Origin of the sequence: Stenotrophomonas aracearum (assembly GCF_031834615.1) — a bacterium.
Classification (GTDB): domain Bacteria; phylum Pseudomonadota; class Gammaproteobacteria; order Xanthomonadales; family Xanthomonadaceae; genus Stenotrophomonas; species Stenotrophomonas aracearum.
In genome coordinates this window covers 3,787,980-3,807,160 of the sequence record NZ_CP115543.1, presented here as the reverse complement: position 1 = coordinate 3,807,160, position 19,181 = coordinate 3,787,980, and the positions used below count along the sequence as shown (strand labels likewise).

General features: G+C 67.5%; 20 protein-coding genes. 9 read left to right on the top strand and 11 right to left on the bottom strand.

What is annotated here, in order from left to right; genetic code table 11:
* Window positions 1–17: 17 nt before the first annotated feature.
* The 5 genes from purD to prmA all read right to left on the bottom strand — a co-directional run bounded on the left by purD (window position 18) and on the right by prmA (window position 5,138).
* Window positions 18–1,304, bottom strand: coding sequence for a phosphoribosylamine--glycine ligase (gene purD / locus PDM28_RS17200; protein ID WP_311182979.1), 1,287 nt, complete (start codon window positions 1,302–1,304; stop codon window positions 18–20).
* 28 nt (window positions 1,305–1,332) lie between these two features.
* Window positions 1,333–2,916: a bifunctional phosphoribosylaminoimidazolecarboxamide formyltransferase/IMP cyclohydrolase gene (gene purH, locus PDM28_RS17195; protein ID WP_311182978.1), complete on the bottom strand. Its 1,584-nt coding sequence runs from the start codon at window positions 2,914–2,916 to the stop codon at window positions 1,333–1,335.
* A 62-nt stretch (window positions 2,917–2,978) separates the two neighbouring features.
* Entirely contained in the window at window positions 2,979–3,254 is a 276-nt protein-coding gene (gene fis, locus PDM28_RS17190) for a DNA-binding transcriptional regulator Fis (RefSeq protein ID WP_068854228.1), read from the bottom strand.
* 112 nt (window positions 3,255–3,366) lie between these two features.
* Complete coding sequence (locus tag PDM28_RS17185; RefSeq protein ID WP_311182976.1) at window positions 3,367–4,188, bottom strand: DUF3426 domain-containing protein; 822 nt, start codon at window positions 4,186–4,188, stop codon at window positions 3,367–3,369.
* Between the two features lie 29 nt (window positions 4,189–4,217).
* On the bottom strand, window positions 4,218–5,138 hold the full coding sequence (gene prmA / locus PDM28_RS17180; RefSeq protein WP_102946039.1) for a 50S ribosomal protein L11 methyltransferase: 921 nt from the start codon (window positions 5,136–5,138) through the stop codon (window positions 4,218–4,220).
* 171 nt (window positions 5,139–5,309) lie between these two features.
* On the opposite strand from prmA, the gene PDM28_RS17175 reads away from it, so the two are divergent.
* The 3 genes from PDM28_RS17175 (at window position 5,310) to PDM28_RS17165 (ending at window position 8,953) form a co-directional block, all read left to right on the top strand.
* Complete coding sequence (locus tag PDM28_RS17175; RefSeq protein WP_311182975.1) at window positions 5,310–6,269, top strand: hypothetical protein; 960 nt, start codon at window positions 5,310–5,312, stop codon at window positions 6,267–6,269.
* Window positions 6,266–6,652 carry a hypothetical protein gene (locus PDM28_RS17170; protein WP_311182974.1) on the top strand — a complete coding sequence of 129 codons (387 nt, stop codon included), beginning with the start codon at window positions 6,266–6,268 and terminating at the stop codon, window positions 6,650–6,652. The genes PDM28_RS17175 and PDM28_RS17170 overlap by 4 nt, the downstream gene beginning before the upstream one ends.
* Window positions 6,653–6,820: 168 nt before the next feature.
* The gene (locus PDM28_RS17165; RefSeq protein WP_311182973.1) at window positions 6,821–8,953 is read left to right on the top strand and encodes a hypothetical protein; all 2,133 of its coding nucleotides are present in this window, start codon (window positions 6,821–6,823) and stop codon (window positions 8,951–8,953) included.
* 60 nt (window positions 8,954–9,013) lie between these two features.
* On the opposite strand, the gene accC is transcribed toward PDM28_RS17165, so the two are convergent.
* The 6 genes from accC to PDM28_RS17135 form a co-directional block, all read right to left on the bottom strand.
* Window positions 9,014–10,381, bottom strand: a complete 1,368-nt coding sequence (accC, locus tag PDM28_RS17160; protein ID WP_070207357.1) for an acetyl-CoA carboxylase biotin carboxylase subunit — start codon at window positions 10,379–10,381, stop codon at window positions 9,014–9,016.
* 10 nt (window positions 10,382–10,391) lie between these two features.
* Window positions 10,392–10,880 carry an acetyl-CoA carboxylase biotin carboxyl carrier protein gene (accB, locus tag PDM28_RS17155; protein WP_102946035.1) on the bottom strand — a complete coding sequence of 163 codons (489 nt, stop codon included), beginning with the start codon at window positions 10,878–10,880 and terminating at the stop codon, window positions 10,392–10,394.
* 67 nt (window positions 10,881–10,947) lie between these two features.
* Window positions 10,948–11,391, bottom strand: a complete 444-nt coding sequence (gene aroQ, locus PDM28_RS17150; protein ID WP_311182971.1) for a type II 3-dehydroquinate dehydratase — start codon at window positions 11,389–11,391, stop codon at window positions 10,948–10,950.
* Between the two features lie 211 nt (window positions 11,392–11,602).
* On the bottom strand, window positions 11,603–12,223 hold the full coding sequence (locus PDM28_RS17145; protein WP_311182970.1) for a response regulator transcription factor: 621 nt from the start codon (window positions 12,221–12,223) through the stop codon (window positions 11,603–11,605).
* A gap of 32 nt (window positions 12,224–12,255) precedes the next feature.
* Window positions 12,256–12,627, bottom strand: a complete 372-nt coding sequence (locus PDM28_RS17140) for a response regulator (RefSeq protein WP_311182969.1) — start codon at window positions 12,625–12,627, stop codon at window positions 12,256–12,258.
* The gene (locus PDM28_RS17135; protein WP_311182967.1) at window positions 12,624–14,156 is read right to left on the bottom strand and encodes a PAS domain-containing sensor histidine kinase; all 1,533 of its coding nucleotides are present in this window, start codon (window positions 14,154–14,156) and stop codon (window positions 12,624–12,626) included. The genes PDM28_RS17140 and PDM28_RS17135 overlap by 4 nt, the downstream gene beginning before the upstream one ends.
* A 185-nt stretch (window positions 14,157–14,341) precedes the next feature.
* Here PDM28_RS17135 and PDM28_RS17130 point away from each other — a divergent pair, with 185 nt between their 5' ends.
* The 6 genes from PDM28_RS17130 to PDM28_RS17105 are packed head-to-tail and all read left to right on the top strand — an operon-like array spanning window position 14,342 to window position 19,131.
* Entirely contained in the window at window positions 14,342–15,667 is a 1,326-nt protein-coding gene (locus PDM28_RS17130) for an epoxide hydrolase family protein (RefSeq protein WP_311182966.1), read from the top strand.
* A gap of 46 nt (window positions 15,668–15,713) precedes the next feature.
* Window positions 15,714–16,754, top strand: coding sequence for an alpha/beta fold hydrolase (locus PDM28_RS17125; RefSeq protein ID WP_311182965.1), 1,041 nt, complete (start codon window positions 15,714–15,716; stop codon window positions 16,752–16,754).
* A gap of 16 nt (window positions 16,755–16,770) precedes the next feature.
* Entirely contained in the window at window positions 16,771–17,280 is a 510-nt protein-coding gene (locus PDM28_RS17120) for a cytochrome P460 family protein (RefSeq protein WP_311182964.1), read from the top strand.
* A gap of 37 nt (window positions 17,281–17,317) precedes the next feature.
* Complete coding sequence (locus PDM28_RS17115; RefSeq protein ID WP_311182963.1) at window positions 17,318–18,133, top strand: alpha/beta fold hydrolase; 816 nt, start codon at window positions 17,318–17,320, stop codon at window positions 18,131–18,133.
* On the top strand, window positions 18,130–18,966 hold the full coding sequence (locus PDM28_RS17110; RefSeq protein WP_311182962.1) for an oxidoreductase: 837 nt from the start codon (window positions 18,130–18,132) through the stop codon (window positions 18,964–18,966). Before PDM28_RS17115 ends, PDM28_RS17110 begins: the two co-directional genes overlap by 4 nt.
* An 18-nt stretch (window positions 18,967–18,984) precedes the next feature.
* Window positions 18,985–19,131: a hypothetical protein gene (locus PDM28_RS17105; RefSeq protein WP_311182961.1), complete on the top strand. Its 147-nt coding sequence runs from the start codon at window positions 18,985–18,987 to the stop codon at window positions 19,129–19,131.
* Window positions 19,132–19,181 lie beyond the last annotated feature (50 nt).

Genomic DNA, 19,181 nt, shown 5'->3' with positions numbered 1-19,181 from the left:
TCTGTTCGATCGCAGGGTCAGGCCTGCTCGCGCGCGATCGCACGCCAGCCGATGTCATTGCGATGGAACTCGTGGTCCCACGTGATCTTCGCCACGCCTGCATACGCGTTGGCCTGCGCATCGCCCACGCTGTCGCCCAGCGCCGCCACGCACAGCACGCGGCCACCGGCACTGAGCACGTTGCCCTGCGCGTCCAGTGTGGTGCCGGCATGGAACACCTTGGCGGTGGACGGCACCTGGTCCAGGCCGTGGATCACATCGCCGGTGATCGGCGCTTCGGGGTAGGGCGAGGCCGCCATCACCACGCCCAGCGACGGGCGCGCGTCCCACTGCGCTTCCACCTCATGCAGGCGTACGTCGATGGCCGCTTCGACCAGTTCCACCAGGTCCGACTGCAGGCGCAGCATCACCGGCTGGGTTTCCGGGTCGCCGAAGCGCACGTTGAACTCGATGACCTTCGGCGCGCCGCTGGCATCGATCATCAGGCCCGCATAGAGGAACCCGGTAAACGGAATGCCGTCGGCGATCATGCCCTGCACGGTGGGATTGACCACCTCGCGCATCACCCGCGCATGCACCTCGTCGGTCACCACCGGTGCCGGCGAGTACGCGCCCATGCCACCGGTGTTGGGGCCGGTGTCGCCGTCGCCAACGCGCTTGTGGTCCTGCGAGGTCGCCATCGGCAGCGCGGTGGTGCCATCGACCATCGAGATGAAGCTGGCTTCCTCGCCCTCGAGGAATTCCTCGATCACCACGCGTGCGCCGGCGTCGCCGAAAGCGTTGCCCGACAGCATGTCGCGCACCGCGTCTTCGGCTTCCTGCTGGGTCATCGCCACGATCACGCCCTTGCCGGCGGCCAGGCCGTCGGCCTTGACCACGATCGGCGCGCCCTTCTCGCGAAGGTAGGCCAGCGCCGCGTCCACCTCGGTGTGCACCGCATAGAACGCGGTGGGGATGTTGTGCCGGGCCAGGAAGTCCTTGGCGTAGGCCTTGCTGCCCTCCAGCTGCGCGGCGGCGGCGGTCGGCCCGAAGATGCGGTGCCCGGCAGCGCGGAAGCGATCCACCACGCCCGCCACCAGCGGTACTTCCGGACCTACCACGGTCAGTTCAATGCCTTCTGCTTTCACCAGCTCGAGCAGGCCATCCAGATCGGTGACCTTGATCGCGATGTTGCGGCACTTGGGTTCGTTCGCGGTGCCCGCATTGCCAGGCGCCACCAGCACTTCACTGACACGGGGAGACTGGGCCAGCTTCCAGGCCAATGCATGTTCACGGCCGCCGGAGCCGATGACGAGGATTTTCAAGGCAGTTCTCGCAGCAGAAGGGGGAGAATCAATGACGGAAGTGGCGCACGCCGGTGAACACCATCGCCAGCCCGTGTTCGTCGGCTGCCGCGATGACTTCGGCGTCGCGCATCGAACCGCCCGGCTGGATCACCGCCTTGATGCCGGCTGCGGCAGCAGCGTCGATGCCGTCGCGGAACGGGAAGAACGCGTCGGACGCCATCACCGAACCTTCCACCACCAGGTTCGCATCGGCCGCCTTGATGCCGGCGATGCGCGCCGAGTACACGCGGCTCATCTGGCCGGCACCAACGCCGATGGTGCGGTTGTCCTTTGCGTACACGATGGCATTGGACTTCACGAACTTGGCCACGTTCCAGGCGAACAGCAGGTCAGCGAACTGCTTGTCGGTCGGCGCCACCTTGCTGACCACGGTGAGCTCGTCGCGGCTCATGCCGCGGTTGTCGGCGCTCTGCACCAGCAGGCCCGAACCGATGCGCTTGGTGTCGTAGTTGTTGCGGCCGTCGCCGTGCGGAATGCGCAGCACGCGCACGTTGGCCTTCTTCTGCGCGTATTCCAGTGCGGCCGGCTCGTAGTCCGGCGCGATCAGCACTTCAACGAACTGGCGGTCCAGGATCACCTTGGCGGTGGCTGCATCCAGCGGCTTGTTGAAGGCGATGATGCCGCCGAACGCGCTGGTCGGGTCGGTCGCATAGGCCAGTTCATAGGCATCGCCGTTGCCGGCGCCCACGGCCACGCCGCACGGGTTGGCGTGCTTGACGATGACGCAGGCCGGCGCGTCGAACTGCCGCACGCATTCCCACGCCGCGTCGGCGTCGGCCAGGTTGTTGTAGCTCAGTTCCTTGCCCTGCAGCTGCTGGAACGTGGCCAGCGTGCCCGGAACCGGGTACAGGTCGCGGTAGAACGCGCCGGCCTGGTGCGGGTTTTCGCCGTAGCGCAGGTCCATCACCTTCACGAAGCTGGAGTTCATCTGCGCCGGGAACTCGGTGCGCAGCGGCACGGCCGCGTCGGTCGCGGTGACGGCCGACAGGTAATTGCTGATCGCCGCGTCGTACTGGGCCACGCGGTTGAACGCGGCTACCGAGAACGCGAAGCGCTTGGCGGCCGAGAGCTTGCCATCATTCGCATCGAGCTCGGCCAGCAGTTCCGCATACTGCGACGGGTCGGTGGCTACCGCGACGCGCGCGAAGTTCTTGGCGGCCGAACGCAGCATGGCCGGGCCGCCGATGTCGATGTTCTCCACCGCATCGGCCAGCGAGCAGTCCGCGTTGGCGGTGACGCTCTCGAACGGATACAGGTTCAGCACCAGCAGGTCGATCGGCGCGATGCCGTGTTCGGCCATCACCGCTTCGTCCTGGCCGGCGCGGCCGAGCAGGCCACCGTGTACCAGCGGGTGCAGGGTCTTGACCCGGCCGTCCATCATTTCCGGGAAGCCGGTGACGTCGGCCACGTCCTTGACCGGCAAGCCCGCGTCGCGGATCGCCTTGGCGGTGCCGCCGGTGGAAAGCAGTTCGACGTTGCGCGCAACCAGCGCACGGGCCAGGTCAAGCAGGCCGGTCTTGTCGGAAACGGAAAGCAGGGCCCGGCGCACGGGCAGCAGATCGGAACTCATGGGGGCAGGAGATCGAAGCGGAGCGGGCCCATATTGTAGGCCGTCCCGACCACCCCCGGGCATTACGTGGCGATGCCGTATTCCTTCAGCTTCTTGCGCAGGGTGGCGCGGTGGATGCCCAGCATCGACGCCGCACGGCTCTGGTTGCCTTCGCAGTGGTTGAGCACCTCCACGAACAGCGGGATTTCCATCTCGCGCAGCACGATTTCGTACACGTCATCCGCGTCGCAGCCATCCAGGTCGCGCAGGTAGCGACGCACCGACTGGGCCACGTGCTCGCGCAGCGGCGGCTTCGGCGCGCCACGACTATTGTCAGGACGAGAAAGGACTGCGTTCAAGAAGGATCCCGGTGCGAAGCCAGGGCGGACCACAACCCTGGCGGAAAATTTGGAGGGGGTCAGTCTAGCGCGTGCGCCGCCGCCCCGCCACGCTCGCCGACAGGATGCCGGGTTACAGGAATTCGAAGGTGAATGCGACGGTGGAGGCGGCCGGCTCGCGCACCCGGAACGCGATCTGCGCGCTCTGGCCCGGTTCCAGCACCGATGCGGCGTCCGCGGCGGGGTCCAGGTAATCGTGCGGGGCGAACACGCGGGTGCCGATCACGCGGCCGTCGGCGTCGGACAGCGACAGCCGCAGCGACGGCCAGCCCTGGGCCCAGCGCGCATCGTTGCGGAAGCTGGCCTGCACCTGCAGGGCCCCGGGCTGGCCTGGCACCGGGCGCACGTCGCGGCCGATCATGCTGAAGGCGGTGGGTTCTTGCCACGCCGGCAGGCTGCAGCGCAGCACGCTGCACAGCCCGGCGATCCACGGGCGGCTGCCGGCGTCGGCGGCCAGCCGCGCGCGGTCGGCCACGGCAATCTGCAGCGCCAGCACCACCACCAGGCCCGCCACCAGCCCCCACTGCCAGCGCGGGGTGGGCAGCGGCGCTTCGGGTGCGCGCATGAAGCTGGGCGCGGCGGGTGCCGCCTCCGCTTCGGGCTGCTCCGCCAGGCGCCTGAACGCCTCATCGCCTGCAGGGTCGTGCGCGCTGTCGACGGAGACCGGTTCGGCGACCTCCGGTTCGATGGCTGCATCCGGCGCAGCAATGTCCTCGCGGTCGCTCTCGCTGCTCGTGTTGTCCGACGCGCTGTCCACTTCCATGTCCCGTTCCTTGTCCGCTGTCGTCCCGTCGACATCCGTCGGCGGCACCGTGGCGTCATCTGAAGGTGACGCGGAAGACGCACGCAGGAACGTGGCCAGCGGGCGGCGCGGGGGCGGGGTGGACTCGGTCATCGGGTCAGCGCCGGGCGAAGGTGCCTCATTCAAGCACGACGGACGCCGGTGATGCGCATCCAGTCGCCGTCCTGGGCCACTTCAAGCTGCTCGAACCACGGCGCGTAACGCACCAGCAGTTCGTCTTCCTGTCCGTGCAGGATGCCCGACAGCGCGATCCGGCCAGCCGGTGCCACGCGCGCGGCCAGCACGTCGGCCAGCGCGTCCAGTGCCGAGGCCAGGATGTTGGCCACCACCACCGGGTAGGTCGCCTGGGGCTCGTCGGAGGGCAGGAAGACCTGCACCTGGTCCTGCAGGCCGTTGCGTTCGGCATTGTCGCCGGTCGCGATCACCGCCTGCGGGTCATTGTCCACGCCCACCGCGCGGGCGGCGCCGAGCTTGAGCGCGGCCAGCGCCAGGATTCCCGAGCCGCAGCCGAAGTCCAGCACGGTCTGCCCGGCCAGCGCGCCCTCGGCGGCCAGGCCGTCCAGCCAGCGCAGGCACAGCGCGGTGGTGGGGTGCGTGCCCGAACCGAACGCCAGGCCCGGGTCCAGGCGCACCACGGCCGCATCGGCGGCCTGCGCGGCGTCCGGCAGTTCATGGTTCCACGGCACGATCCAGGTGCGCTCGCCGAACGCCATCGGCTGGAACTGGTCGAGCCAGGCACGTTCCCAGTCCTCGTCCTGCACCGCGCGGAAACTGGCGGTATTCCATTCCAGGCCCGGGTCGAATGCTTCCAGTGCGGCCAGCAGCGCCAGCGCATTGGTGTCGGACGGAAACAGGGCGCTCAGCACCAGGTCGTTCCACAGCGGCGTTTCGCCCACGCCGGGCTCCAGAATGGCGCGCTCGTTGCTGGTATCGGCATCGGCGTCGAGCAGGGTCACCGCCAGCGCGCCGACGTCGTCCAGCGCGTTCTCGTAGCGGGGCTGGGTGGCTTCGGTGCAATGGAGGGTGAGTTCCAGGAACGGCATGTCGGTAACAACCTGCGGAAAACGGTGAATGCTAGACCATTGCGCCGGGCGGCGGCAGCTTCGGTCTCCCGCCGGCTTGAGAATCAATGGGATGCCGTGTTCAGACAGCGGGAAGCGTCATTGCTAAACTCCGCAGCCTGCGGCGTGTGTTCCGCGAACCGGTTCCCCTGAATGGCCCTCGTGCCCACCCTCAAAACCTGGCTGCTGGTGGTACCGGCCCTGGCCTTGCTGGGCGTGGTGGGGTATCGCGCGGGCGGCCGTGCGCTGCATCTGGACGCGCCGGCCACGGCGGCGGATGAAGTGCCGGCCGCCAGTGGCGCGACGATGCCGCTGCAGGCCCGGCAGCTGGCGCGCCAGTTGCTGGCCAGCGAACGCAGCGCTGCGGTGCCGTCGGGATTGCCGCTGGACATCCGCGCCGATATCGAAGGCGACACCGACCTGTTCGCCTATGCGCAGCGCCTGCGCCTGCAGGCGGCCAACGGCAATGCCGAGGCCGGCTGGATGGTCAGCCGCGTGTACGACTACTGCGCCATCTATGCGATGGATCCGGGCGGCTACCAGCTCGACAATACCCTTCTGACCGGCATGGGCATGAGCGCGTCGGCACCGATGGTGCAGGCACGCGAACGCGTCGCACGGCGCTGTGCCGGGTTCGTGTCCAGCGACGGGCTGGGGCGCAGCCTGATCCTGACCCAGCGCACGCTGGCCGCACGCGCCGGCAACCTGGCGGCCGAAGCGGCGCTGTTCGCCGACGGCCAACCGTTGAAGGACGGTCCCGAATACCGCCGCAACCTGGTCGAGCGGGTGATGGAATCGCGCGATCCGGAAGCGTACATGGCCATTTCCACGGCCATGGGCCAGCGCGCCAGTGGCGACGCCGCGCTGCAGGGCCTGGTGGCGGGCGATCAGTTCAGCGAACTGGCGTGGCGTCTTGCCGCGTGCGAACTGGGCATGGCCTGCGGGCCGGACAGTGTGCTGATGAACAATTTCTGTGCGAATGGAGGGATCTGTTCGCAGGACGGTGGGCAGGACTTTTCCACATTCGTGTATGACGCCGCGGTATCGCGGCAAGGTGCGGGAAAAATGAAGACGTTGGTTGAACAGTTGATCAAGCGGAGTGGCCGCGCATGAATTACCGTCGATTCCTGCATGGTGCAAAATTCTGGTTCTGGGTGGCGCTGTTCGTGGCCTACTCGGCCGGTGCGGTCGGGCTGGTGATGATCGATACCTACGATGACCGCTACCGGAAGTTGTCCAAGGTAACGCTCACCTCGGTGAAGGCGCAGGAAGACGTGCGCCGGGCCGGTGCCAGCCAGGTCGCGGCGGTGTACCGCGCGCAGAGCGGCATGCCGTTCGCCTCGCTGCCGGCCGGCAGCACCTTCCAGGTGGTCTGGCCGGACGACTCCACCGAAACCATGGTGATCGTCGACCCGACCTCGTCGCTCGGCGTGGCACCGGTCAAGGACACCCAGGTCACCGCGGCCGAGGTCACCGCGGCCGACGCCGCCCGCTGACGATACGGACCCGGCACAGCCAGCCGGGTCCGATCATGCGCTGATCGTGCCGATTGCGTCACGATGATTCACGGCATCTATCGATTCTGCGATTGAGGTAGGCAGCGTCGCTTGGACAGAAGCGCGCGGCTTCGATTTCATCGGGCACGCCCTTCCATCGAGCTGCCCATGCCCACTTCCGCTGCCGAGCACCGGCACGCGACCGGTCGCCACCATGCCGGTCGCCCTGTTTTCGCCCCGACGCCCCATCCGCTGGACACCCGCGCCATTCGTCGGGTTGAAACCCCGGTGCAGGCATTGGCAGCGATGCTGTCGATCACCAATGCCACCGGCATGCCGACCACAACCGGTCGCCCACCTGCGGTGTCGGCCCATCCGTTGCAGTCGGCGAACTGCATTCCCGTACCGCCCGCCTCCGGCATGCCGGGCGCACTGCACACCGTGGCGGGCCTCCTGCGCAGCCCGGTCAGCGAACTGTTCACCGACGCCCGCAACGCCTGGGAGCGCCACGAAGGCGTGCGCTGCGCGCCGCCCGTGGGTCCTGGCATGCGTGCGCTGCTGCAGGCAGGCGATGCGGCCGCCACCATCATCGAAGCGGCCGGCATAGGCGCGCGCGGGGTGTTCGCCCTGCAGACGGCGGGAGAAGCGCTCGACCTGACCGCCGACGCGCTCGAGCACAAGCCATTGGACCGCGCCGAACTGACCGACGCCGCACTTGCCCTCGGTGGGGCAAGAGGCCTGGTAGAGCCGGGCCCTGCCCGGCTGGATCCGGACCCGGTCGAGGACCCTCGCCCCGCGCGCGCGCCCCAGGTGGGCATCCGCCAGACCAGCGCCGAACTGCACGACGGTCGCATCCTGGTGCCGTTCGAAGGCCGCGAGCGTGCGCTGGGCATCAGCGAGGGACGCCTGCAGGTACTGGACGACACCGGCTACGTCGATGTGGCGTTCGACAGCAGCGACTGGACCTGGAAGCGGGTCCCGACGCCGCAGGGCACAACCTCCCGCGTTGCCCGCATCGACAGCTCCATTCCCCTGTTCGACACGGTGGCAGCGCAGCTGAAAGCGCAGCGACCACTGGACCACGCCACGCTGCGGCTGGACCTGCTTGGCCCGGAGGGCATCCTGTACTACAACGACGCCGTCAGCGGGCGCGCCGGCAACGCGGTCTGCGTGGACGGCCGCTACTACGCCGCCACGCTCGGAGAGGCACTGTCGCTGCGCATCGGCACCCTTGAGCTGGTCAAGCGCGACGGCGTTTACCACCTGCGTGAAAAGGCGCCCACGCCGGTGCGCACGCTGCGCTGCCGCCGCGCACCGGAAGCGGCCTGCGCTGCGCTGCTGCCGGAGTTCTCCATTGAGCTGTCCGGCACGCTGGAGACGCATTACGGGCGCGCACTCGACGCGCAGCAGGCGCGCGCACGCGGCCTCCAGCCGGACATCGGCCGCCCCGGCTGGTACATCAGCCTCAAGGGTGGCCGCCTGCGCCACTTCATGCGCTACCGGGAGCGCTACTTCCGCGTGCGGATCCGCGAGGTGGACGAGCACACCCGGCGTATTTCGGTCTACCTGCCGCGCGGCACCGGCGCTGCGCGCCTGCATCGTCGTGGCCAGCCCGCGCACCACATCGTCGACATGCGCCAGGCCATCCCAAAGGAAGAAAACCGGTTCATGACCCAGGCCGAGTTCAACGTGGAGTACCGCGGCATGCCCAGCCTGGAGGCCGCGCAGGTGTACGAAAGCGCGGTGGCCCAGAACGATCGGCTGCGCCTGAGCCAGCTGCAGCGCGCCGCGATCCGCAGTTACCTCACCTGGCGCCGGCGGTCCATGGATGACTTCCTGCAGTACGGCAGCCTGCAGCCGGTATTCCGCGACTCCGAACAGGTAGTGGCGCGGATCAACCGCGGCCTGGCGCGCATTCCGCCGCACGCGGGGCGCGTGTACGTGGCGCTGGCGGTGGACGCGGCGCAACTGGCTGGCCTGCAGGAAGGGCAGGTCGTCTACAGCCGGACGTTCCTGGTGGCCAGTGGCGACCGGGGACGCGCGGTGAGCGCGGCGGCAGGCGCCGGCGATGGCACGCAGGGCGCTTCAACGGTGGTGACCCTGCAGGTACAGAAGCATGCGCACCCCACCGGGCTGCTCTCGCTGCAGGACGAAGCGCAGGTGATGATCGGCAACAACGTGCTGTTCAAGGTCACCGGCAAGGCGCCGGGCGAACTGCAGCTGGAGGAGCTGGGCGCCGCACGCCAGGCGCTGGGCACGCTCGGCGCGCAACCCCTGCTGGCAACCCCACTACGGGACTGACCCCAAAACGCGTAGAGCCGGGCTCTGCCCGGCTCCACGCAATTCAACAACCCAGCGCGATCAGGTCAACGCAATCGACTTGTTCTTGCGCTCGGCCAGACGCTTTTCCAGGTAGTGGATGTTCTGTCCACCCGCCTGGAAGCCCTTGTCGCGCATGATGCGCTGCTGCAGGGCCACGTTGGTCTTGATCCCGTCCACCACCATCTCGCTCAGCGCAACGCGCATGCGCGCAATCGCGGTCTCACGGTCCGGACCGTGCACGATCAGCTTGCCGATCATCGAGTCGTAGTTCGACGGCACGCGGTACCCGGCGTAGATGTGCGTATCCACGCGCACACCCGGGCCACCCGGCGGATGGAAGGCGGTGATCTGCCCCGGGCTCGGCACGAAGGTTTCGGCGTCTTCAGCGTTGATGCGGCACTCGATCGCGTGACCGGTGAGCACGATGTCGCTCTGCTTGATGCTGAGCTTGTGGCCGGCGGCAATGCGCAGCTGCTCCACCACCAGGTCGATACCGGTCACCATTTCGGTCACCGGATGCTCCACCTGGATGCGGGTGTTCATTTCGATGAAGTAGAAGCGGCCATCTTCGTACAGGAACTCGAAGGTACCCGCACCGCGATACCCGATGCGCACGCACGCCTCGGTGCACACCTTGCCGATCTCTTCGCGCTGCTCGGCGCTGATGCCCGGCGCTGGCGCTTCTTCCACCACCTTCTGGTGGCGGCGCTGCATCGAGCAGTCGCGCTCACCCAGGTGGATGGCGTTGCCCTGGCCGTCGGCCAGCACCTGGATTTCCACGTGGCGCGGATTTTCCAGGAACTTCTCCATGTACACCTCGCCATTGCCGAACGCGGCCTTGGCCTCGCTCTTGGTGGTTTCGATGGAGGTCTTCAGCGACGCCTCGGCGTGCACCACGCGCATGCCGCGGCCACCGCCGCCGCCGGCGGCCTTGATGATGACCGGGTAGCCGATCTCACGGGCGATCTTGGTGTTGGCCACGATGTCGTCGCCGAGCGGGCCGCCCGAACCGGGCACGCACGGCACGCCGGCGGCCTTCATCGCGCGGATCGCTTCGACCTTGTCGCCCATCATGCGGATGGTGTCGGCCTTGGGGCCGATGAAGATGAAGCCGGACTCTTCCACGCGCTCGGCGAAGTCGGCGTTCTCGGACAGGAAGCCGTAGCCCGGGTGGATGGCCTGGGCGTCGGTGACTTCCGCCGCGGCGATCAGCGCCGGAATGTTGAGGTAGCTTTCCGGCGACGGGCCCGGACCGATGCAGACCGACTCGTCGGCCATGGCCACGTGCTTGAGGTTGCGGTCGACCGTGGAATGCACGGCCACCGTGCGGATGCCCAGGGTGTGGCACGCGCGCAGGATGCGCAGCGCGATCTCACCCCGGTTGGCAATAACGACTTTGTCGAGCATGGACGGATCCTTAGCCGATCACGAACAGCGGCTGGTCGAATTCGACCGGCTGGCCGTTTTCACCCAGGATGGCCACGATGGTGCCGGAAGCATCGGCTTCGATCGGGTTGAACATCTTCATCGCTTCGATGATCGCCAGCGTTTCGCCAGCCTTGACCTGCTGGCCCACCGACACGAAGGCCGGCTTGTCCGGCGCGGACGAGGTGTAGAAGGTGCCGACCATCGGCGAGCGCAGCACGTGGCCTTCCGGCAGGGCCGGACCCGGTTTGGCGGTGCCGCCGGTGGACGCTTCGGTCGGCGACTGCATCGGCATCGCCGGTGCGGCGGCCTGGGCAGCCGGCGGCGCCATCACCATCTGCGGCGCGGCCTGCACCACGCCGTAGCCGGAGACCGGGGCGCGCGACAGGCGGACGGATTCTTCGCCTTCCTTGATTTCGATTTCGGCAAGGTTCGACTCTTCCAGCAGGTCGATCAGCTTCTTGATTTTGCGGAGATCCATAGGGGCCTCTTGTTTTTGATGTCAGTGTGATGGGAAGCGCGTTGCGCTCGGGTCAATTCAATGTGGGTCAGGCCGTTGCCAGCCGGGCCAGCGCCGCGTCCATGGCATAACGGTAGCTGTCGGCACCGAAGCCGCAGATGACGCCGACCGCCTTGTCGCTGAAATAGCTGTGCTGGCGGAACGGTTCACGGGCATGCGGGTTGGACAGGTGGATTTCGATGAACGGCACGTCCACCGCGGCCAGCGCGTCGCGCAGGGCCACCGAGGTGTGGGTGAAGGCCGCCGGATTGATCAGGATGAAGGTGGTACCGTCGGTACGGGCAGCCTGCACCCGGTCCACGAGCACGTGCTCGGCGTTGGACTGCAGGCTCTCCACCGCGTGCCCGGCGGCCTGCGCCTGCGCCAGCAGGGCCTGGTCGATCTGCGCCAGCGTGGTGTGCCCATAGACCCCCGGCTCGCGCGTACCGAGCAGGTTGAGGTTGGGGCCGTGCAGGACCAGCAGTTTCGCCATGGGTGCCACGTAACAGGAAAGGGCGGAGTCTGGCGGAACCGGTGGATCGTGTCCAGTTCGGCGAAGTTACGTGCGTTTCAATCGTTTGTTTGAAATATGGGTGTCGGGTCCGGCGCGTTCGTGGGGGTGACGGCCGCAAGCGCTGTGCGGCGGGCCATTTGGGGTCGAGCCGGTGCGCTCATCCGCGAGGCGCGAGCAGGCGGAGCAGGTTTCAGTTGGGACCCAGATCAAGCAACGCCGCCTGCTTCACCAGCTCAGGCAGCGATCTCGCCCCCATCTTGCGCATCGCCTTGCCGCGATGCGCCTTCACCGTGATCTCGCTGATGTCCAGCTCCGCCGCGATCTGCTTGTTCAGTCGGCCGCGCACCACCAGGCCCAGCACGTCCTGCTCGCGCGGGGTAAGCGAGGTATAGGCGTCCTGCAGCGACTGCACGGACGCCATTCCCTGGAGCGCGGCCTCACTGGAGGCCAGCGCTTCCGAAATGGCGCGCAGCAGCGTGGTGTCATCGAACGGCTTGGTCAGGAACTCGACGGCGCCGGCGCGCATGGCGCGCACGGTCAATGGGATGTCGCCGTACCCGGTAATGAAGATGATCGGCAGGTCCGGTCGTTGCGACCCCATCGACGTCTGCAGGTCCAGACCATTCAGATCGGGAAGGTGGACGTCCAATACGAGACACGCCGGTACCTGTGGCCGGGGCTGTTCGAGGAATGCCGTAGCTGAGCTGAACACCTTCGGTTGCCAGCCGGCATGTTCGATCAACAGCTCGAGCGACTCGCGTACCGAGACATCGTCGTCGACCACGTATACCAGGGCGGAAGCATGCTGCATGGGGCGTTCTCCGGGGTTCGGCGGGCAGTCGCTCAGGGCTGCGGCAGCGCGGCGTTGAGCGCCCGCAGCAGCTCGGCCTCGCTGAAGGGTTTGGCCAGGCACTCCACTGCACCTTGCCGGATCAAGCGTGGACGCTCGCTGGCGGAGCCGTGTGCGGTGATGAAGATGAGCGGTATCGCGTAGTGCCGCCGGCGCAGTTCCAGCATCAGCTCAGGGCCGCTCATGCCGGGCATGGCGATGTCCAGGATGAGGCAGCGGGTGCTCTCGATCTCGGCCGAGGCGAGGAACTCGGCGGCCGAAGAGAACGCGGCCACCGTGTAGCCGAACTCGCGCAGCAGGTCGGGCAGCGACTCGCGCACCGATTCGTCGTCGTCCACCACCGACACCAGCAGGGCAGGGCTCATGCGCGTGCCTCCGCGCGGGGCAGGGTAAAGGCGAACTGGGCGCCGCCCATCTCGGCCGATTCCACCCAGAGCGAACCACCGTGGCTGTCGATGATCGAGCGGCTCACCGACAGGCCGATGCCCATGCCGCTGCGCTTGGTGGTGTGGAAGGCCTGGAAGATGCGTTCCGCGTCGTGTGGGTCGACACCGTCGCCGGAGTCGCTCACCGACAGACGCACGCGGTCGGTGCCTTCGGTAGCGGTAGTCACGCACAGCCGTCGGGTGCGGTGCTCGAGGGCAGACATGGCTTCGCTGGCATTGAGCAGCAGGTTGAGGATGACCTGCTGTACCTGCACGCGGTCGGCCCACGCCGGTGGCAACGGGTCTGCGAACCTCAGTTGCAGCGAGATGCCGGCACGGTCCAGTTCGGCCGAGACCAGGGCCAGTACTTCACGGGTCGCTTCGTTCAGATCCAGCGGCTCTGCCGTGGCATCGGCCTTGGCGAACAGCGCCCGCAGGCGCTTGACGACGTCCGACGCGCGGTTACCGTCGCGCAGGGTGCGCCGCACCGTCTCGCGTGCGCCCACCAGGTTGGGAGGATCTGCGTTCAACATGCGCATGCAGGTATTGGCGTTGGTGATGATGCCGGCCAGCGGCTGGTTGACCTCATGGGCGATGGAGGCAGTCAACGCGCCCAGGCTCGCGACGCGCGCCACGTGGGCCAGCTCCGAGCGGACCCGGGCCAGCGACAGTTCGGCCTGCTTTCGGTCCTCGATATCGGTGTTCTGCCCGTACCAGCGCAGCACCTTTCCGCTGTCGTCCAGCAACGGCACGGCGCGGATCAGGAACCACCGGTAGCGCTCATCGGCTCCGCGCAGCCTGGCCTCGAAGCTGCCCTGCTCGCCCGACGCCAGCAGGGCATGCCAGTATGCGCCCAGGGGCGCTGCGTCGGCGGGATGGATGCGCGAGGTCCAGCCGCTGCCCAGCGCGTCCTCCGGCTGCATGCCGGTGTAGTCGAACCAGCGCTGGTTGAGGAATTCCACGCTGCCGTCCGGTGCGGCCTGCCAGACGAACCCCGGTACGGTGTCGATCAGGGCGCGCAGCCGCTGTTTCGAGGCGGCCAGTTCGGCCAGTGTCTGCGCCAGCAGCGCTTCACCTCGTTTACGGTCATCGACGTCCACGTCGAGGAAGCACCAGCGCTGGATGCTGCCGGCTGCGTCCCTCACCGGCTGGCCGCGCACGTGGAACCAGCGGTACGCGCCGTCGGCGCGACGTACGCGGTACTCCATCTCGAACCGGTCCCCCGTGGCCACGCAGTGCGCCCACTGTTCGATGGCCTGCGGAAGTTCGTCTGGATGGATCAGCTGCGCATTCTTCCATGCGCGCTGTTCCTCGAGACTGGCACCGCGGAATGCGACCGCCTGTTCATTGGCGTATTCCACCTGGCCGTCGGGCGTCATCAGCAGTACCGAGGCAGGCATGGCGTCGGCCAGCGCACGGAACGTGGCGATCGTGGGGTCTTCCGACCCACTGGGTTCTGTCTTCGCCATGGGCTCTGCTCGACGATCGTCAACGGGAAAGGGTGCGCGTCGCTGCGCTGCGTTTCAACCATACCTTGGTGTCGATCCGGCGGGCTCATACAAAGGTATCGACCGATACCTTGGTTCAAGTGTGCGCCGGCGCGGGGCCTGCTGATATGCACCCACTGCGACGCTTCCGTCGTGCGGAGCCCCCCATGTCCTCAACCGTCCTTTGTACTCGCCGAACCACAGCCTGTCTTCGCCTGGTCGCCGTGCTGGGTTTCGCCGTCGCCTGCCCGCTGGCACCGGCGCTTGCCGCGCCGGTCGCCCCCGCGCCGAGTTCGCCCGACACCAGCATTCGCCCCTATCACGTGCATGTTCCCGAGTCGGAGCTGGTCGAGCTGCGCAGGCGCATTGCGCAGACCCGCTGGCCCGACCGGGAAACCGTCACCGATACGTCGCAAGGGGTGCAGCTGGCCGCCCTGCAGGACCTGCTGGGGTACTGGGGCAGCGGCTATGACTGGCGCCGGGTGGAGAAGCGGCTCAACAGCCTGCCGCAGTACATCACCACCATCGACGGGGTGGACATCCAGTTCATCCACGTCCGCTCGCGCGAGCCGCATGCAATGCCACTGGTGCTCACCCATGGCTGGCCGGGTTCGCCGCTGGAGTTCATCAACGCGATCGGGCCGTTGACCGATCCGGTAGCCCATGGCGGTCGCGCCGAAGACGCCTTCGACGTGGTGATTCCGGCCATTCCCGGCTACGGTTTTTCGGGCCGGCCAACGGCGCCGGGATGGAACCCGGATCGGGTGGCGCGGGCCTGGGACGTGCTGATGAAACGTCTGGGCTATACCCATTACGTGTCGCAGGGGGGCGACCACGGGTCGGTCATCTCCGATGCGCTGGCACGCCAGGCGCCGCAGGGTCTGCTGGGCATTCATCTGAACATGCCGGCCACGATTCCGGCCGAACTGGTGGAGGGCATCAATGCCGGGCATGCCGCGCCGCCCGGGCTGGGTGCAAGCGAGCGCGAGGCATACGACCAGCTGAGTACGTTCTTTGGCCGCAATGCCGCCTACGGCGCGATGATGGTGACCCGCCCGCAGACGGTAGGGTATGCGCTGACCGACTCACCGGCCGGCATGGCGGCGTGGCTTTACGAGAAGATTGCGGCCTGGACCGACAGCAACGGCCACCCCGAAGCCGTGCTCGGCCGCGACGCCATCCTCGACGACCTGACCCTGTACTGGGTCACCCGGACCGGCGCGTCTTCATCGCGCTTCTACTGGGAAAACAACAACAACAACTTCAGTGCCGCCGCACAGAAGACGGCCAGCATCCGCGTGCCGGTCGCGGTGACGGTCTTCCCCGGCGAGATTTACCGGGCCCCGGAAAGCTGGACGCGCCAGGCCTACCCCTCGCTTTACTACTTCCACCAAGCCGGCAGGGGCGGCCATTTCGCCGCATGGGAACAACCCCAGCTGTTCGCCGAAGAACTGCGCACCGCGTTCGCGCCGTTGCGCCATTCCGCGCCTTGATTCCGCACCACGGGCTTTCCTTCTGGAGACGATGATGAATACCTTGATGACTCGCGCAACTACCGTGCCCCACCGCTTCAACGTACTGGGCGCTTCCCTGCTGGCCTGCCTGTTCCAGCTTGGTCTGGTCGGTAGCGCCGCTGCAGCGCCTTCGACCACTGCACCTGCCGCAGCGGCGACCCCGCAGGGCGCATTGGGCGCGCTCAAGCACGTGCGTGCTGGTGTGCTGGACGTGGCCTATGCCGAACTCGGGCCGGCAAAAGGGCCGGTGGTGATCCTGCTGCATGGCTGGCCCTACGACATCCACAGCTATGACGAAGTGGCGCCGCTGCTGGCGGCAAAGGGCTACCGGGTGCTGGTTCCGTTCGCACGCGGCTATGGCGACACCCGCTTCCTCTCCAGCGGCACCCCGCGCAATGCCGAGCCCGCCGCGCTGGCCCAGGACGTGATCGACTTCATGGACGCGTTGGGCATCAAGCGCGCCGGGCTTGCCGGGTTCGACTGGGGCGCGCGTTCTGCCAACATCGTCGCCGCGCTGTGGCCCGAGCGCGTGCGCTCGCTGGTGTCGGTGAGCGGCTACCTGATCAGCAGCCAGGCGGCAGGCAGTGCACCCCTGCCGCCGAAGGCCGAACTGCAGTGGTGGTACCAGTTCTACTTCGCCACTGACCGCGGTCGCGACGGCTATGACAAGAACCGCCACGACTTCGCCCGCCTGATCTGGCAGCTGGCCTCGCCGCAGTGGAAGTTCGACGACGCCACCTTCGCGCGCAGTGCCGCCGCACTGGACAATCCCGACCAGGTGGCCATTGCCATCCACAACTACCGGTGGCGCCTGGGTCTTGCCGAAGGCGAAGCGAAGTACGCGCCGCTGGAACAGCGCCTGGCCGGTCTTCCCAACATCGAGGTGCCGACCATCACCATGGAGGGCGACGCCAACGGCGCGCCGCACCCGACTGCCGAGAGCTATGCCAAACGCTTCACCGGCAAGTACGAGTACCGGCTGATCAGCGGCGGCATCGGCCACAACCTGCCGCAGGAGAGTCCGCAGGCGTTCGCGCAGGCGGTGATCGATGTCGACCATCTATAGGCCGCAGGGGATACCGATGAAGATCGCCCGGATTCTGCTGTTCGTCCTGGTTTGCGTACTGATCGTGCTCGGCACCGTCTTCATTGCACGCGGTGCACCGGCAGCCAAGCCGGCATCGCCCATCTACGGCGTGACTCTGCCGGACGGCTACCGGCGCTGGCAGCTGGTGGGCGTGGCGCAGGAAGCCGCTCCGTTGAACGAGCTGCGCGCGGTGCTCGGCAACGACGTGGCCGTGCGCGCCTATCGGGCGGGCCGGTTGCCATTTCCCGACGGCACGGTGCTGGTGAAGCTGGCCTGGAAGGACGTGCCGTCGGGCGAGTTCGCCCCGGCCTCGGTTCCCGGCGCGGCCACCACCGTGCAGGTCATGGTGAAGGACTCGAAGAAGTACGCCGCGTCCGGCGGCTGGGGCTTTGGCCGCTTCATCGACGGACAACCCGCCGACCGCGCCCAGCATGAAACCTGCCTGGCCTGCCATCAATCGCGGGTCAAGAACCACGACCTTGTGTTCACCCGGTGGGCGCAGTGACTGGCCCCGTTTTCCACTCTCACTGAGGAATGCCACCATGATCCTGCGCAATCGCCGCTCAATCTCCCTTGCCGGTACGCTGACGCTGCTGGCGTTGTCACTGGCCACGCCGCTGGCAGGCTTTGCTGCCCCTGTTTCGGCGGCCAAGCCCACGGTGGTGCTGGTCCACGGCGCCTTCGCCGACAGTTCCAGCTGGAATGGCGTCATTGACCGGCTGCACGCCGATGGCTACCGCGTGATAGCGGCGCCCAACGAACTTCGAAGCGTCCGTGCCGACGCGGCTGAGGTGAACAGCCTGCTGCGCAGCATCCCCGGCCCGGTGGTGCTGGTGGGGCATTCCTATGGCGGCTTTGTGATCAGTGCCGCGGCCGATGGCGCGTCCAACGTCAAGGCGCTGGTGTTCGTCGCCGCCTTTGCACCGGCGGTGGGCGAAACCGCGGCGCAGCTGTCCGGCAAATTCCCGGGCAGCAGCCTTGGCGCGACGCTTGCACCGCCGGTCGTGCTGGCCGATGGCGGCAAGGATCTCTACATCGAACAGGACAAGTTCCATGCGCAGTTCGCCGCAGATGTTCCCGCCGCGCAGGCACGCCTGATGGCGGCAGGCCAGCGCCCGATCACCGAGGCCGCATTGAACGAGGCCAGCCCGGCGTCGGCGTGGAAGACGCTGCCCAGCTGGTTCGTGTACGGCGATGCCGACCTGAACATTCCTGCCGCCGCGCAGGCGTTCATGGCCGAGCGCGCGCAGGCCCGCGAGACCGTGGTGGTCAAGGGTGGCTCGCACGTGGTCATGGTGTCCCATCCCGACACCGTGGCGGCGCTGATCGAGAAAGCAGCGCAGGGAGCACGCCCGTGACACAACGATGGCTCATCACTGGCGCATCGCGCGGCATCGGGCGCGCGCTGGCCGAGGCAGTACTGGAGGCGGGGCACGAGCTGGTTGCCACCGCGCGCGATCCTGCCCGTCTTGATGACCTGGTGCAGCGCCACGGCAGTGCGGTACGAACGACCGCGTTGGACGTGACCGACCCTGGGCAGGCAGTTCACGCGGTGGTGTTGGCGCAGCAGGCCTTCGGCGGGCTGGACGTGCTGGTGAACAACGCCGGCTACGGCGATGTGAATTCCGTGGAAGACGCCAGCCTGGCCGAGATCCGGCAGCAGATCGAAACCAACCTGTTCGGCACCATCATCATGACCAAGGCGGTCATTCCGTTGATGCGCGAACAGGGCAGTGGCCACATCATCCAGTTCTCCTCGGTCGGCGGCCGGATCGGCGCGCCCGGGCGTGCGGCGTACTCTGCCGCCAAGTGGGGCGTTGAAGGCTTTTCCGAGTCGTTGGCCAGGGAGATGGCGTTGATCGGCGTTCAGGTCACCGTCGTAGAGCCGGGTGGCTTCCGTACCGACTTCGCCGGCGCGTCCACCACCTTGCATGAGGGCCGGCGCGAGTACGAAGCCGTTGTGGGCGCCACCGCACGGGCCCAGCGTGCCTATGACGGCCGCCAGCCCGGCGACCCGGCGCGGGCCGCCGCCGCGCTGCTCAAGCTTGCAGCACAGGAACGGCCGCCGCTGCGCCTTGCCTTGGGCAGCGATGCGCTGGAAATCATCGCCAACGCGGACCGCGACAGGCTGCTGGAGATGGAGCGGTGGCGGGAACTCAGCGTGTCGACGGACTACCCGCTGGCGAAATGACGCGTTCGACAAGTTCGCTTGAATTCCGCATCGGAGCATGCGGCGCTGCCTTTCCCCGGTATGTCCGCGTGGAAGTCGAATCGGGGCGAGTATGCGCTGGACGATCTCGGCATGGTGGACTGGTACGAGCACGCCAAGGCGAACGCGGCTTGGCCGCCGATGTGATGACAAACACGCCTGCAGGGTAAACTGATCCGATCCATGCCCCAGCACGT

Excerpts from the sequence above, each read along its gene's own strand:
- purH (WP_311182978.1), bottom strand. The coding sequence starts at position 2,916 with ATGAGTTCCGATCTGCTGCCCGTGCGCCGGGCCCTGCTTTCCGTTTCC.
- PDM28_RS17185 (WP_311182976.1), bottom strand. The coding sequence starts at position 4,188 with ATGACCGAGTCCACCCCGCCCCCGCGCCGCCCGCTGGCCACGTTCCTG.
- prmA (WP_102946039.1), bottom strand. The coding sequence starts at position 5,138 with ATGCCGTTCCTGGAACTCACCCTCCATTGCACCGAAGCCACCCAGCCC.
- PDM28_RS17175 (WP_311182975.1), top strand. The coding sequence starts at position 5,310 with ATGGCCCTCGTGCCCACCCTCAAAACCTGGCTGCTGGTGGTACCGGCC.
- PDM28_RS17170 (WP_311182974.1), top strand. The coding sequence starts at position 6,266 with ATGAATTACCGTCGATTCCTGCATGGTGCAAAATTCTGGTTCTGGGTG.
- PDM28_RS17165 (WP_311182973.1), top strand. The coding sequence starts at position 6,821 with ATGCCCACTTCCGCTGCCGAGCACCGGCACGCGACCGGTCGCCACCAT.
- accC (WP_070207357.1), bottom strand. The coding sequence starts at position 10,381 with ATGCTCGACAAAGTCGTTATTGCCAACCGGGGTGAGATCGCGCTGCGC.
- accB (WP_102946035.1), bottom strand. The coding sequence starts at position 10,880 with ATGGATCTCCGCAAAATCAAGAAGCTGATCGACCTGCTGGAAGAGTCG.
- aroQ (WP_311182971.1), bottom strand. The coding sequence starts at position 11,391 with ATGGCGAAACTGCTGGTCCTGCACGGCCCCAACCTCAACCTGCTCGGT.
- PDM28_RS17145 (WP_311182970.1), bottom strand. The coding sequence starts at position 12,223 with ATGCAGCATGCTTCCGCCCTGGTATACGTGGTCGACGACGATGTCTCG.
- PDM28_RS17140 (WP_311182969.1), bottom strand. The coding sequence starts at position 12,627 with ATGAGCCCTGCCCTGCTGGTGTCGGTGGTGGACGACGACGAATCGGTG.
- PDM28_RS17135 (WP_311182967.1), bottom strand. The coding sequence starts at position 14,156 with ATGGCGAAGACAGAACCCAGTGGGTCGGAAGACCCCACGATCGCCACG.
- PDM28_RS17130 (WP_311182966.1), top strand. The coding sequence starts at position 14,342 with ATGTCCTCAACCGTCCTTTGTACTCGCCGAACCACAGCCTGTCTTCGC.
- PDM28_RS17125 (WP_311182965.1), top strand. The coding sequence starts at position 15,714 with ATGACTCGCGCAACTACCGTGCCCCACCGCTTCAACGTACTGGGCGCT.
- PDM28_RS17120 (WP_311182964.1), top strand. The coding sequence starts at position 16,771 with ATGAAGATCGCCCGGATTCTGCTGTTCGTCCTGGTTTGCGTACTGATC.
- PDM28_RS17115 (WP_311182963.1), top strand. The coding sequence starts at position 17,318 with ATGATCCTGCGCAATCGCCGCTCAATCTCCCTTGCCGGTACGCTGACG.